Source organism: Nocardia africana NBRC 100379 (assembly GCF_001612635.1).
Taxonomy (GTDB): domain Bacteria; phylum Actinomycetota; class Actinomycetes; order Mycobacteriales; family Mycobacteriaceae; genus Nocardia; species Nocardia africana.
Genome location: NZ_BDAV01000006.1, coordinates 171,546 through 185,414, shown reverse-complemented (window position 1 = coordinate 185,414; position 13,869 = coordinate 171,546). Strand labels below are relative to the sequence as shown.

Genomic DNA, 13,869 nt, shown 5'->3' with positions numbered 1-13,869 from the left:
GAGCGGTAGGTTGAGCGGGTGGACGAGGACAAGGCACCCGGCAGTGCCCGCGGATTCGAGGAGATCCTCCAGTATCTGAAGGAAGCTCGCGGATTCGATTTCACCGGCTACAAACGCAGCAGCCTCATGCGGCGGGTGGACCGGCGCATGTCCCAGCTCGGCGTGGGCGACTATGTCGAATACTTGGATGTGCTGCAGGCCAATGCGGACGAATTCGTCGCGCTGTTCAACACCATCCTGATCAACGTGACGGGATTCTTCCGCGATCCCGACGCGTGGGACTACCTGCAGTCCGACATCATTCCCACGATGTTGGGCGAGCGGGGCCCCGAGGAACCGATCCGGGTCTGGTGCGCCGGCTGCGCTTCCGGCGAGGAGGCCTACAGCCTGGCGATCGTGCTCGCGGAGGCGATGGGCATCGAGGAATTCCGGCAGCGGGTCAAGATCTATGCCACCGATGTCGACGAGGAGGCCCTCGGCGTCGCGCGGCACGCCACCTACACCGAGAAGGAGATCAGCCCGCTCGGCGCGGACCTGATCCAGCGCTATTTCGAGCCGGCCGCGGGGCGATACGCATTCCGCAAGGATCTGCGGCGCTCGGTGATTTTCGGCCGCAACGACCTGGTTCAGGACGCGCCGATCTCCCGGATCGATCTCCTCGCGTGCCGGAATACGCTGATGTATTTCAACGCCGAGACGCAGACCAAGGTGCTCGACAAATTTCATTTCGCCCTCTCACAGCGCGGTCTGCTGTTCCTCGGCAAGGCCGAGATGCTGCTGAGTCACAGCCGCATCTTCGACGCCGTGGATCTCAAGCGACGGATATTCCGCAAGGTGCCGGCCGCGCGGGTCGACGTCGGTTCCGTGTTCGGGCGCACCCTGGTGCACGATCGCCGCGACGCCGAGCAGGTCGAATCCCTGTGTGCCCTGGCCTTTTCCGCCGGCCCGGTCGCGCAGGTGGTGCTCGGCCGAGACGATGTGATCGTATTGGCCAACGACCAGGGCAAGCATCTGTTCGGCCTGTCGGACCGGGATGTGGGCCGGCCACTGCGCGATCTCGAATTGTCCTATCGTCCTTTGGAATTGCGCGGCTATATCGACCAGGTGCGTGCCGACCGGCGCGCGGTGCGGGTCAAGGATGTCGAGTGGCAGCGTGGGCCGGGGGAGGTGCTGGCACTCGAGGTGCATATCTCGCCGCTGCTGGCCGATGATGTGGCGATCGGGATCTCGCTGGTCTTTCACGATGTCAGCGCGACTCGCCGGTTGCTGTCCGAACTGCATCATGCCAATGAGCAACGGGAATCGGCCTACGAGGAACTGCAGTCGACGAACGAGGAACTCGAGACCACGAACGAGGAATTGCAGTCGACCGTCGAGGAGCTGGAGACGACCAACGAGGAACTGCAGTCCACGAACGAGGAACTCGAGACCACGAACGAGGAATTGCAGTCGACCAACGACGAACTGCAGACGATCAATACCGAATTGCGCGAGCGCAGTACCGAACTCGACGACGTGAACGAATTCTTCGCCTCGATCATGAGTTCCTGGCACGCGGGCGTCGCGGTAGTCGATACGTCGATGCGGATCGTGGTCTGGAACGCGGGCGCGGAGGATCTGTGGGGCCTGCGGGCCGACGAGGCAGAGGGAGAGCATCTGCTCAATCTCGATATCGGCCTCCCGGTCTCGGAATTGCGGCCGGTGGTCCGGCCCGCCCTGTCCGATCCGGCCTATGAGCGCGAGATTCGTCTCGACAGCGTGAACCGGCGTGGCCGCGCGATCGTGATCCGGGTGGTCTGCACGTCGCTCAGCGACCGCGAAGGTAAACCGTCGGGCGCGATATTGCTCATGGAGCCGGTGGAACCCGAGGCCGCGGTCAGCTGACCTGCCGGTTCCGCGCGGTCGCCACCGTCGCCCACACCACCTTGCCGGTCGGCCACCTGGGCGCGCATCCCCAGGCTGCGGCCAGCTCCGCCACGATGTGCAGGCCGTGCAACCGGCGCCCGGCGGAGCCGGGTTCCGGTTCGCGCAGCACCGCTTCGCGCGGGTCGGGATCGGCGACCGCGATGGTGAGCAGATCTTCGCGATATTCCAGCCGCACGTCGATATCGGGGACGCCGGTGAAGTGGCCGTGCAGGTCGGCGTTGTCGATGAATTCGGTGGCGATGATCTGCGCGGCCTCGCTGATCTCGGCGATGCCCCATTCGGCGCAGACGTCGTCGATGAGCCGGCGCGCCCGATGCCCGGTGACCGGGGACAGCGGCATCGTCATGGCGGCCCGGCGCCGGATCGGCGGTTCGGCCGCCGCGGCGAGGGCGGCGTCGACGCTCGGGTGCACCGCCAGGAACCGGCGGATCGCGCTGCGTCCGAGCCGGCGGCGTAGTTCGGTGTCCTCGGCGACGAGGAAGATCGGCACGGCCGGCCAGTTCGCGGTGCGCAGCCAGGCGCTGGTGAACGCGGTGAGCACGGTTTCGGAGGCGATCGTCATGCGGTCGACGCAGACGATGACCGCGCGCGGCTGTTCGACGACGAACTTCACCAGGTCGTCGGTGAATCGGCGGTATGTCACCGCGTCGAGCGTGATATCGGGATCCAGCACCACACAGCGATCGATGTCCGTCGGCGCCCAGCAGATCGGCGGAACGGTGGTCATGGCGAGTCGCATTCGAGCGCTGTCACCCGGGCGACCGGGCCTGTGCGACCGGCAGCCGTGGACACGTGCGTACTGCCCATATTCCGACCCTACCCCTGTGGGCGCCGCCGAAACTCGTCTTTTTCCTGCCACCTGCCCGGCGTGCGGAGGGACGCGTAATCGGCGAGCGTGTCGCCGTCGCCGACTTCGACCGTGAACTCCACCGCCGCGGAGATCCGGTAGGGCCGGCTTTCGATCACCGATCCGAGAATGCGGCGCAGCCGGGAGAGCTCCGCGCGGACGGCGACCGCATGGTCGGGGTCGCCGTGGACGGCCGTGCTGAGCTCGGTGACCGACATGCCGCGGCGGCCGTGCCGGTGCAGAAGCAGCAGGATCTCCGCGTGCCGTTGCGAAAGCGGTGTGTGCCAATCGGATTCGCCGCCCGTGCTGCGGACCACCGGCGCCCCGGACAGGTCGAGGGTCATGTGGATGCGGGTGTCGCCGGTCGCGGGACGCAGCAGCCAGCCCTCGGCCAGCGGTTCGGCGACGCACAGGCCCAGTCCCGGAACATGTACGGCGCGTTCGGTATTGGGCACCGCGATGCGCCGCGCCGGCGCCACCCCGGAGGAGTGGGCGACCCAGCCGTGCCGGTCGATGACCAGGGCCGGGCCCGGCAGCGCCGAAAGGGTGGGCATGGCGGTGTCGCGCAGCCGCTGCAATCGCTCGTACTGCCGGTGCAGCAGTTGCCCCTGCGCGATCTCCACCGCGGCGCTGACCAGGGCGGTCACGGTGGGGTGCAGGGTCAGCGCCGGGCCGCTCACATCGACGACACCGAGCAGATCGCCGGTGCGTGGATCGTGCAGCGGCGCCGCGGTGCAGTACCACGGATGCTGCGACTGTTCGAAGTGCTCGCCCGAGAACAATTGCACCGGAACGGCTTCGGCGAGCGCCGTGCCGATGGCGTTGGTGCCGACCGTGGTTTCGGTCCAGGTGGCTCCTTCGCGGAAGCCGAGTTCGTCGGCGCGGCCGCGTACCCGGGCCGCACCCGAGCGCCACAGCACGATGCCGTCGGCGTCGGCGACGACCATCATCATCTGCGAGGAGTCGGCGACCCCGGTCAGGATGCGCGACAGGTCGCCGATCACTTCCTGTAGAGGTGAGGCGCGGCGGCGCTGTTCGATCTCGTCGAGCGGCAGGATCGCGCGCGTATTGGTCCGATCGGGCGCCAGCCCTGCCGCGAGCACCCGCGACCAGGACCGCGCGACCACCGTGCGCGGGCGCAGCGGTGGACGCCCGCCGCCGATGACCGCGTCGTGCATCCGCACGAGGTCGCGGGCGTAGCGCGGCAGATCCGTTCCGGGGGTGATCGCCTCGAAGCTGCCCACGTGGTCCATTCCTGAAGAGTGCAACGCCTTGCAACGATTGTGACACCGGTTCGACTCGCGTGTGCTGTAGGTCACAGATATTTGGAAGGAGTATCCGATGACCTCGACATTGGAACCGGTGGCGGAGCGGTCCGACGGTGCGGGCCCACAGCAGCGGGTCGAGACCTGGCTGCGCGAGTTCGAATCCGCGCTGGCGGCGCGCGATATCGAGGCGGCGGCCGGCCTGTTCGCACTCGACAGCTTCTGGCGGGACCTGGTCGCGTTCACCTGGAATATCAAGACCGTCGAGGGGCGCGACGGAGTCGCCGACATGTTGCGCGCCCGGCTCGCCGACACCGATCCGCGGGGGTTCCACACCACCGAACCGGCGACCGAGGACGACGGCGTGGTCACCGCCTGGATCGGATTCGAGACCGCGGTCGGGCGTGCGGTCGGCCATCTGCGCCTCACCGACGAGGGTGCGTGGACGCTGCTCACCAGTCTGCGCGAACTGAAGGGGCTGGAGGAGAACAAGGGTCCGCGCCGGCCCAAGGGCGCCGAGCACGGGGCCAACCGCGCGCGCGTCACCTGGTCCGAGGAGCGGGAGCGCCAGGAACGCGAACTCGGCTACACCACTCAGCCCTACGTGCTGGTGATCGGTGGCGGACAGGGCGGTATCGCCCTCGGCGCCCGGTTGCGGCAGCTGGGGGTGCCGGCGCTGGTGGTCGACAAGCACGATCGCCCCGGCGACCAATGGCGCAAGCGCTACAAGTCGCTGTGCCTGCACGACCCGGTGTGGTACGACCACCTGCCGTATCTGCCGTTCCCGGACAACTGGCCGGTGTTCACGCCGAAGGACAAGATCGGCGACTGGCTCGAGATGTACACGCGGGTGATGGAGGTGCCGTACTGGTCGAAGACCACCTGCACCTCGGCCGCCTACGACGACACCACCGGCGAATGGACGGTGCATGTCGAACGCGACGGTGAGCAGCTCGTGCTGCGTCCCCGGCATCTGGTTCTCGCCACCGGGATGTCGGGTAAGCCGAACATCCCGAATTTCCCTGGTATGGAGCGGTTCCGGGGCGAACAGCAGCATTCGAGCCAACATCCCGGGCCGGACGCCTACGCCGGGAAGCGGGTCGTGGTGATCGGCTCCAACAATTCCGCGCACGATATCTGTGCGGCGCTGTGGGAGGTCGGCGCGCAGGTGACGATGGTGCAGCGCTCCTCGACGCATATCGTGCGCTCGGATTCGCTGATGGAACTCGGCCTCGGCGATCTGTATTCGGAGCGGGCGCTGGCGAACGGCATCACCACCGACAAGGCCGATCTGATCTTCGCCTCGCTGCCGTACCGGATCATGCACCAGTTCCAGATCCCGATCTACGACGCCATCCGCGAGCGCGACGCCGACTTCTACGACCGGTTGACCGCGGCCGGCTTCGAACTCGACTGGGGTGACGACGGCTCCGGGCTGTTCCTGAAATATCTGCGTCGCGGCTCCGGCTACTACATCGACGTCGGGGCGAGCGAGCTCATCGCGAACGGTGAGGTCGCCCTGGCACACGGGCAGGTTCGCGAGCTCACCGAGGATGCGGTGATTCTCGACGACGGCACCGAACTGCCGGCGGATCTGGTGGTCTACGCCACCGGATACGGCTCGATGAACGGCTGGGCCGCGGATCTGATCGGCCAGGAGGTGGCCGACAAGGTCGGCAAATGCTGGGGTTACGGATCGGGCACCACCAAGGACCCGGGCCCGTTCGAGGGTGAACTCCGCAATATGTGGAAGCCCACACAGCAGGACGGCCTGTGGTTCCACGGCGGCAATCTGCATCAGTCGCGCCACTATTCGCTGTATCTGGCGCTGCAGCTGAAGGCGCGATACGAACAGATCCCCACGCCCGTGTACGGGCTGCAGGAAGTGCACCACCTGAGCTGAGGGAAGGCCCGGCCGGGTCGTTCGACACGAGCGACCCGGCCCGAGAAAGCGATGAACGACAGAATTTTCGTGAGGTGACGGCCGACGATGTCCGATATCCCCGCGACGAGCGACCCCGCCGCACCGGGTCTGTGCGGCGGGGTCGATTCGATGCACACCTCAGTTCGTTGGGCTGAACTGCCGCGAAATCTCTTCCACCACAGTGGGATCGGCCAGAGTGGTGGTTTCACCGATATCGCGTCCGTCGGCGATGTCGCGCAGAATGCGGCGCATGATCTTGCCGGAGCGGGTCTTCGGAAGTTCGGGCACGAGCAGGATGTGCTTCGGCGCCGCGATCGGGCCGATCTCGGTGGCGACGTGGCCGCGCAGTTCCTCGGAGGCGGTGTCCGCGCTGCCGTCACGAGTGACGACGAAGGCGACGATGCGCTGCCCGGTCACCGCATCGGCGGCCCCGACGACGGCCGCCTCGGCCACCGCGGGATGCGAGACCAGCGCCGATTCGATCTCGGCGGTCGAGAGCCGATGGCCGGAGACGTTCATGACGTCGTCGGTGCGGCCGAGGATCCAGATGTCACCGTCGGTGTCGTAGCGGGCGCCGTCGCCGGCGAAGTAGTAGCCGTGGTCGGCGAAGCGTTCCCAGTAGGTGCTGCGGAAGCGTTCCTCGTCGCCCCACACGCCGCGCACCATGCCCGGCCACGGTTGATCGAGCACGAGATATCCGGATTCGCCCGGCGCGACTTCGTGGCCCGCGTCGTCGACCACCTTCGCCGAGATGCCGGGCAACGGTTGTTGTGCCGCACCGGGTTTGGGCCGGCGGGTGCCGGGCAGCGGTGCGATCATCGCCGCACCGGTCTCGGTCTGCCACCAGGTGTCGACGATCGGCGCCCGTCCCGCGCCGATGTGTTCGCGGTACCACGCCCACGCCTCGGGATTGATCGGTTCGCCCACGCTGCCCAGAACCCGCAGGCTCGACAGGTTGTAGCGGGCGGGAATGTCGTTGCCCCACTTCATGAATGTGCGGATCAGCGTCGGCGCGGTGTAGTAGATGGTGACGCGGTAGCGCTGCACGATCTCCCAGTGCCGTCCCTCGTGCGGGGTGTTCGGCGTGCCCTCGTAGACCACCTGGGTGGCCCGGTTGGCCAGCGGCCCGTACACCAGATAGGTGTGCCCGGTGATCCAGCCGATATCGGCGGTGCACCAGTACACGTCGCGGCCCGGATCGTGATCGAAGACCAGGCGATGGGTGTAGGCGGCCTGGGTCAGGTAGCCGCCGGTGGTGTGCAGGATGCCCTTCGGTTTCCCGGTGGTGCCCGAGGTGTAGAGGATGAACAACGGATGTTCGGCGTCGAACGCGGTGTATTCGTGCCGATCCGGGACTCCGGCCAGCAACTCGTCCCACCAGATATCGCGGCCTTCGGTCCAGGGCAGCTCACCGGCGAGGTCGTCGCCGACGCGGCGGACGACGACCACCTTCTCCACCGTGGCCGCGCCGGCCAACGCCTCGTCGACCCGCTCCTTCATGGGCACGGCCGCGCCGCGCCGGTATTGACCGTCGGCGGTGACGACCACGCGCGCGCCGGCGTCGTCGATCCGGGCGCGCAGCGCGGCGGAGGAGAATCCGGCGAAGACGACGCTGTGCACCAGGCCCAGGCGGGCGCAGGCCAGCATCGTCACGATGGCCTCCGGAATCATCGGCAGCTGGATCGCGACGCGGTCACCGGCCCGCAAACCCAAGCGCGCCAAGGCATTCGCCGCGCGGTGCACCGCGCGCTGCAATTCGGCGTAGGTGAGATCGCGGGTGTCGCCGGGTTCCCCGACCCAGTGGATGGCGACCTTGTCGCCGTACCCGGCGTCGACGTGGCGGTCCACGCAGTTGTAGGCGACATTGAGCCGGCCGCCGGCGAACCAGCGGGCGCGATGGGGTGCGGGGCGTTCCAGCACGGTGTGCCAGTGGGTGTCCCAGTGCAGGTGCTCGGCCTGCCGAGCCCAGAATCCGTCGCGATCGGCGGCGGCCAGTCCGTACAGTTCCGCGCCGGAGTACTCGTTCCGGTGCGTCGAGAGATCCGGATTCCCGGTGGTCAAGTCGTCCATGGCGGCAGTGTGGTGCGACGGGGTTGGCAACTGGTTGACGCGACCGCGGGGTCGGTGACGGAAGGGTGGAGAAGCAGACGATGAACGACAGCAGCACCCTGGTTCGGCGGCGAGCCGCGCTCGAATCCGAATGGGCGCGTTGGGTCCGCGGCGGAGCGGACGCCGCTTCGGCGTCGAAGACGGTGTGTGACAGCACCGTCCGTGCCGAGGTGAGCCGCTCCTGGCGGCGCTCGCTGGGATCGGTCGACCCGGCTCGCGACAGCGCACCCGGCAGCGACACCGACATCGGTGCGCGCTGGCTCGACTCGCCGCTGTATCGGCCGGTGACCGAATTGGCCGAGCAATTGCGCGATATCGCCGAGGACGCGGGCTTCGTCGCCGCCGTCACCGACGACGCCGGAACGATTCTGTGGTCGTGCGGCGGACCGGTGATGCGCCGCCGCGCCGAGCGCGTCAACTTCGCGCCCGGCGGTCGCTGGGACGAGGCGCACATGGGCACCAACGCACTGTCGCTGGCCCTGCGCACCGGGCGGCCGAACCGCGTGTTCTCCGCCGAACACCTGGTGGCCGCGCTGCACGGCTGGGTCTGCTACTGCGCGCCCATTCACGGCGCCGACGGCCGCCGGCTCGGTTCCCTGGATCTGTCCTCGACCTGGGATCGCACCCATCCGCTGGCGATGGCGACCGTGCAGTCGCTGGTGACCGCGATCGAGAATCGTCTGCGCACCCTCGCCCCGCCCGCGACCGGCCTGCGGCTGAACTGCCTCGGCGCCGCCCGCGCCACCCGCGACGGCACTCCGATTCGCCTGCGCCCCAGGCAGATCGAGATCCTCACGTTACTCGCCCTCGAACCCGGCGGCTTCACCCCCGAACGCCTGCACTACGCGATCTACGGCGACCGCCCGGTCGTTTCCAGCACCCTCAAGGCCGACGTCTCGCATCTGCGCCGCGCCACCGACGCGGCCATCGCCAACCGCGTCTACCGGCTGACCGCGCCGATCCGCTGCGACGCGGCCGATCTGCTCACCGCACTGGACGCGGGCGACACCGAGACGGCACTGCGCCTGTATCGCGGTCCGCTGCTCCCGGATTCGGAGACACCCGCCATCGTGGAATGGCGGCAACATCTCGAGGTCGCCGTCCGCACGGCGGTTCTGACCGGTGGCGATCCCGGCCACGCGCTGGCACTGGGCGAACGCATGCCGGCCGATATCGAAATCCACGAGCGCGCACTGGAATTGCTACCCGCCGGCGACGGCCGCCGAGCCGTCGCCGCGGCGCGGCTGCACACCGCGCTACGCGGCTAGAGGTCTCGCCGGGAGGCGATATCCGGCCGCCGGCGCTGAGTTGCCCCTTCGCGAGGAAGGACCAGCGCAGTGTCCCGCCGGTCCGGCTATCGGATATCGGTGCTCAGCGCCAGCTCTCCGCCTGCTTCGATGTCCGCGCGCAGCGCCTCCACCTTCGCCATCGCGTAGGCGCGGGCGTCGGAGCCGAGCAGTTGCCGCAGCGGTCCGTCGCCGCGGTCGACCAGCGCGAGAATCGCGGCTGCGCCGCGCACCGGATCGCCGAGCTGGGTGCCCTGCATCGCCAGGTGATCGCTGGTCATCTGCCGGATGGGCTCGTAGCCGTCGGTGGTGGCAGCGGGCAGGGCCAGCGAGTCGGTGGTGAGGAACTCGGTCCGGAAGTAGCCCGGCTCCACCAGGGTGACCCGGATGCCGTGCTCGGCGACCTCGCCCGCCAGGGCTTCGGTCAGTCCCTCCAGCGCGAACTTGCCGGCCGAGTAGAGGCCCCAGCCCGGCACCGTGGTGAGCCCCAGCACCGAGGAGATGTTCACGATGTGCCCACGACCGTGGGCGCGCAGGTGTGGCAGCAGTGCCCGCAGCACGTTCCAGACGCCGAAGACCTGGATGTCGAACATGCGCCGGGCGTCGGCGTCGGACACCTCTTCGACAGCGGAGAGGTAGCCGTAGCCGGCGTTGTTCACCACGACCTCGACACTGCCGAAGCGGTCCAGCGTGTGCCGGACGGCGGCGCTCACCCGGCTCTCGTCGGCGAGGTCGACGGTGAGCGGGAGCAGGCGGGCGGTGTCGATGCCGTCCAATGCGGCGAGCAACCGGTCGGCCGAGCGGGTGGTGGCGGCGACGTTCTCGCCGCGGGTGAGCAACTGCTTCACCAGTTCCAGGCCCAGGCCGCGGGAGGCGCCGGTCACGAACCACGTTGCGGGTGCGGTCATCGTTGTGTTCCTTCGGGTTCGCGGACCTCCCTCCGAGGTCCGGTGATCCCAGTCTGGCCGCCGTAGCCGCTGGTCAGGGCGGTATAACCGGCCCGCTCCGACCTGGGACGGCGGAACGTAGGACGCGGCGGACCAGGCAGGGCGGGCGGGTTCCGGCGACACTGGACGTATGAGCGAGCCGAATCGGGAGCTGGCCGACTTCCTGCGCCGCGCCCGCGCCCAGATCGATCCCGCCCGCGCCGGGCTGCCCACCGACAACCGGGTACGCCGGGTTCCCGGCCTGCGCCGCGAGGAGGTCGCGCGGCTCGCGGGTGTGTCCGCCGACTACTACACCCGGCTCGAGCAGGGCCGGCGGATCACACCGTCCGTCGGCGTGGTGGACGCCGTCGCCCGCGCGCTCGACCTCGACGCCGCGGGGCGCGAGTACCTCGGGCAGCTGATCGGCCGCCCGAGCGGTATCGCGCGGGGCAGCGTGCCGGTGCAGCGCGTCCGCCCCGGCCTGTACCAGCTGCTCGACTCCCTCGACGCGGTGCCCGCACTCGTCCTCGGCCGCCGCGCCGACGTGCTGGCGAGCAATTGGATGGCGCACGCCCTCTTCACCGACTTCGCCGCCCTGCCTGCCAGGGAGCGCAACTACGTGCGCTGGATGTTTCTGGGCAGCGAGCCGCGTGGGCTGTTCCTCGACTGGGAAACGCAGGCCCGTGCGGCGGTCGAGAGCCTGCGCCTCGATGTCGGCAACAATCCCGGGGATCGCGCCGGACTCGCCCTGGTCGAGGAGCTGAGCGCGGCAGCCGGCGAATTCCGGCAGTGGTGGGCCGAGCACCGGGTGCTGCAGCGGACACACGGCTCGAAGCGGCTGCGTCATCCGGTGGCGGGCGAGCTCACGGTGGAGTACGAAACCCTCACGCTGCCGGGCGATTCCGATCAGACGCTGTACCTGTACACGACCGAGCCGGGCAGCCCGTCGCAGCAGGCGCTGCGGATGCTGGCCAGCTGGTCGGTGCCCGGTGGAACCGCGGTTCTTCCTTGACGCGCGGGGGATGGAACCTAGATGGAACCTAGTTGCCCGAATACCGGCTCACCACCTGTTCGGCGGCATCGGATTCGCTCGAATTGCCATGTCCCAGTTCCACATTGAGCTCCTCGGCCGCGGCGCCGACCACCACCGGGGTGTGCACGGGTGCGTACCCACTCGCCACCACCGTGTAGGTGCCGTCGTGCAGGTCGGCGAAGGTGTAGGCGCCGTCGAGGCCGGTGACCAGGGTGTCGACCACGGTGCCGTCCCGGTCGGTGAGGGTGACCAGGGCGTCGCGCAGAGGGCGGCCATCGCGTCCGCGCACCACGCCGTGCAGGCGGGCGCAGGGGCGCAGCGTCACGTCGAGGCGCGGTGTGTCGCTGCCACCGGCTCGCACCGGGAAGGCGGCCGGGTGAAAACCGTTGGCGCTCACCGCGATCGTGATATCGCCTTCGGGCAGTTCCACGAGGCCGAACGTGCCGCCGGCGGCGGTGGCCGCGGAGGCGAGCACCTCCCCGCGAGCGTCGAGGGCCGACACCCGGGCGCCCGAGATGGCGGCGCCGTCGTCACCGCGTGAGACGGTGCCGGTCGGTCCGGCCATCGCGGTGAGAACCACCTCGCAGGGCACCGGATGCTGCGCGAGCTGCACCGTGGACGCGTCCGGGCGGCGGCCGTCGATAGAGGCGATCACAACGTAGGAGCCGGGTTCGGGGGCGGCGAGTTCGAAGTAGCCCTCGGCATCCGTCAGCGCCCGGCCGATCTGGCGGCCCGACATCGAGATCAGGGTGAGTACGGCATTCGGCAGCGCCGCACCGCGGGAGTCGTGGACGCGACCGAAGGCGACCGGTCCGGACACGGCGGGCCGGTGCGGTGTCTGCGCGATACCGTTGTGCTGCACAGTGTTCGACTCCGAAGCGACCGCGGATTCGTTGGCGTGCGCGCTGTGCTCGGCATCCATATCCACAGCGGCGGTGGCGGCGATCGCTGCCGTCCGGTGTCGCGGAATGAGCGTCGCCACCAACGCACCGGCCACGGCCACACCACATCCGATCAGCAGAGAGACCCGGAAGCCGTTCTCGCTCGCCACCGCATGCCCACCGAGGGAGATCGTCATCTGCGCCAGGACCGCGCCGACCACAGCCGCCGCGACCGAGGTGCCGATGGCGCGCACCAGCGTATTGAAGCTGTTGGCGGCGGCCGTCTCCGACTGCGGCACCGCGGCCATCACCAGGGCCGGCATGGCGCCGTAGGCGAATCCCACTCCCGTGTTGATGATCAGCGTCACGATCAGCAGGCCCCAGGTGCTGCCCATCAGCGCCATCGAGGACCCGTATCCGGCGGCGATGATGACGCAGCCGACGATCAGGGTGATCTTGGGCCCGCTGCGGGCGGAGAGTGTGGCGCCGAGGGGGGAGACCAGCATCATCATGAGTCCGGCCGGGGCCATCCACAGACCCATCGCCATCATCGATTGCCCGAGGCCGTATCCGGTCGCCTTCGGCAGCTGCAACAACTGTGGCACCACCAGCGATTGGGCGTACATCGCCATGCCGACGACCATCGAGGAGGCGTTGGTCAGCAGCACCTGCGGTCGCGCGGTGACCCGGAGATCGACGAGCGGGTTGCGGGCGGCCAGTTCCCACCAGCCCCACAGCAGCAGGACGACGACGGCGGCGACGAACAAGCCGATGGTCAGGCCGCTGCTCCAGCCCCAGCTCGAGCCCTTGGACACCGCGAGCAGCAAACACACCAGGCCCACGCCGAGGCCGAGGGCGCCGAGCACGTCGAACCGTCCGGTGGCGGCGGAACTCGGCGGGGTGGCGGGGATCAGCGTGAAGATCAGGACGCCGATCACCGCCGCGAGCGCGGCCATCGTCCAGAACAGCACTCGCCAGTCGGAGTACTGGATGACCGCGGCCGCCATCGGCAGGCCCAGCGCCCCGCCGATACCGAGCGAGGAGCTGATGAGCGCGATACCGGATCCGAGGCGCTCGCGCGGCAGCAGATCGCGCAGCGCGGCGATGCCGACGGGCACGATGCCGGCGCTCATGCCCTGCAGGCCGCGCCCGACGATCATCGGCCACAGCGACGAGGACACCGCGCAGATCACCGAACCGACGAGCAGTGGCACGGTGGAGCCGAGCAGCACCAGGCGTTTGCCGTAGAGGTCACCCAATCGTCCCGACACCGGTGTGGTGACCGCGGAGGCCAGCAAGCTCACGGTGACAACCCATGTGGCGTTGGCCGGGCTGGTGTGCAGTATCTGCGGCAGCTGACCGAGTAACGGCACGACCACCGTCTGCGTCAGCGAGACGACGATGCCGGCGAATGCCAGCACCGCCAGAATCGCGCCGGAACGCCCGGCGGTTTGTGCTTTCTCCACGCCCTACTCTCGAAGGTCACGAGCCGACGGTTGCATCATACATACGAAGTGCATCATGCACATTTGATGAACGCGCCCGTTTCGGTCGTCGGCTCGTTGTGCCGGGGACCGATATCGGCGGCCCGGTTTCGTGAGTTCGCAACGACCGCGTCCGGATCGCCGCTCCGCCCCTCCGGCCGACCGTATGGTGTGCGTGCGTCGGGGCG

At 68.8% G+C, this 13,869-nt stretch carries 9 protein-coding genes and 1 pseudogene; 4 read left to right on the top strand and 6 right to left on the bottom strand.

Going from position 1 to position 13,869, the window contains the following annotated elements:
- Positions 1-18 precede the first annotated feature (18 nt).
- Complete coding sequence (locus tag NA3_RS08915; protein WP_062963100.1) at positions 19-1,884, top strand: CheR family methyltransferase; 1,866 nt, start codon at positions 19-21, stop codon at positions 1,882-1,884.
- Here the strand turns inward: NA3_RS08915 and NA3_RS08910 are convergent.
- Both NA3_RS08910 and NA3_RS08905 read right to left on the bottom strand, forming a co-directional pair.
- Positions 1,877-2,653 (bottom strand): ATP-binding protein, encoded by a 777-nt coding sequence (locus NA3_RS08910; RefSeq protein WP_062963099.1) that lies wholly within the window; start codon positions 2,651-2,653, stop codon positions 1,877-1,879. The two genes, NA3_RS08915 and NA3_RS08910, sit on opposite strands and share 8 nt — an antisense overlap.
- A gap of 89 nt (positions 2,654-2,742) precedes the next feature.
- Entirely contained in the window at positions 2,743-4,017 is a 1,275-nt protein-coding gene (locus NA3_RS08905) for a sigma-54-dependent transcriptional regulator family protein (RefSeq protein WP_062963547.1), read from the bottom strand.
- A 97-nt stretch (positions 4,018-4,114) separates the two neighbouring features.
- On the opposite strand from NA3_RS08905, the gene NA3_RS08900 reads away from it, so the two are divergent.
- Entirely contained in the window at positions 4,115-5,941 is a 1,827-nt protein-coding gene (locus NA3_RS08900; RefSeq protein WP_062963098.1) for an NAD(P)/FAD-dependent oxidoreductase, read from the top strand.
- A 159-nt stretch (positions 5,942-6,100) separates the two neighbouring features.
- On the opposite strand, the gene acs is transcribed toward NA3_RS08900, so the two are convergent.
- Positions 6,101-8,032: an acetate--CoA ligase gene (acs, locus tag NA3_RS08895; protein WP_062963097.1), complete on the bottom strand. Its 1,932-nt coding sequence runs from the start codon at positions 8,030-8,032 to the stop codon at positions 6,101-6,103.
- An 80-nt stretch (positions 8,033-8,112) separates the two neighbouring features.
- Between acs and NA3_RS08890 the strand changes: the two genes are divergently transcribed.
- A complete protein-coding gene (locus NA3_RS08890; RefSeq protein ID WP_062963546.1) occupies positions 8,113-9,339 on the top strand; it encodes a helix-turn-helix domain-containing protein in 1,227 nt (408 codons plus the stop codon).
- 86 nt (positions 9,340-9,425) lie between these two features.
- Here NA3_RS08890 and NA3_RS08885 read toward each other — a convergent pair whose 3' ends face one another.
- Positions 9,426-10,265, bottom strand: a complete 840-nt coding sequence (locus NA3_RS08885; RefSeq protein ID WP_062963096.1) for an SDR family NAD(P)-dependent oxidoreductase — start codon at positions 10,263-10,265, stop codon at positions 9,426-9,428.
- A gap of 169 nt (positions 10,266-10,434) precedes the next feature.
- Here NA3_RS08885 and NA3_RS08880 point away from each other — a divergent pair, with 169 nt between their 5' ends.
- Positions 10,435-11,295 (top strand): helix-turn-helix transcriptional regulator, encoded by an 861-nt coding sequence (locus NA3_RS08880; protein ID WP_062963095.1) that lies wholly within the window; start codon positions 10,435-10,437, stop codon positions 11,293-11,295.
- Positions 11,296-11,323: 28 nt separating this feature from the next.
- Here NA3_RS08880 and NA3_RS38495 read toward each other — a convergent pair whose 3' ends face one another.
- Together NA3_RS38495 and NA3_RS38490 are read right to left on the bottom strand one after the other, a co-directional pair.
- Positions 11,324-12,238 (bottom strand): MSCRAMM family protein, encoded by a 915-nt coding sequence (locus NA3_RS38495; RefSeq protein ID WP_227995483.1) that lies wholly within the window; start codon positions 12,236-12,238, stop codon positions 11,324-11,326.
- Positions 12,239-12,256: 18 nt separating this feature from the next.
- Positions 12,257-13,663 (bottom strand): annotated as a pseudogene (locus NA3_RS38490) (MFS transporter); the annotation flags it as partial.
- Between the last annotated feature and the right edge of the window lie 206 nt (positions 13,664-13,869).

Bases quoted from the DNA above. Each gene is read 5' to 3' on its own strand.
- NA3_RS08910 (WP_062963099.1), bottom strand. From the start codon at position 2,653: ATGACCACCGTTCCGCCGATCTGCTGGGCGCCGACGGACATCGATCGC.
- NA3_RS08900 (WP_062963098.1), top strand. From the start codon at position 4,115: ATGACCTCGACATTGGAACCGGTGGCGGAGCGGTCCGACGGTGCGGGC.
- acs (WP_062963097.1), bottom strand. From the start codon at position 8,032: ATGGACGACTTGACCACCGGGAATCCGGATCTCTCGACGCACCGGAAC.
- NA3_RS08890 (WP_062963546.1), top strand. From the start codon at position 8,113: ATGAACGACAGCAGCACCCTGGTTCGGCGGCGAGCCGCGCTCGAATCC.
- NA3_RS08885 (WP_062963096.1), bottom strand. From the start codon at position 10,265: ATGACCGCACCCGCAACGTGGTTCGTGACCGGCGCCTCCCGCGGCCTG.
- NA3_RS08880 (WP_062963095.1), top strand. From the start codon at position 10,435: ATGAGCGAGCCGAATCGGGAGCTGGCCGACTTCCTGCGCCGCGCCCGC.
- NA3_RS38495 (WP_227995483.1), bottom strand. From the start codon at position 12,238: ATGGATGCCGAGCACAGCGCGCACGCCAACGAATCCGCGGTCGCTTCG.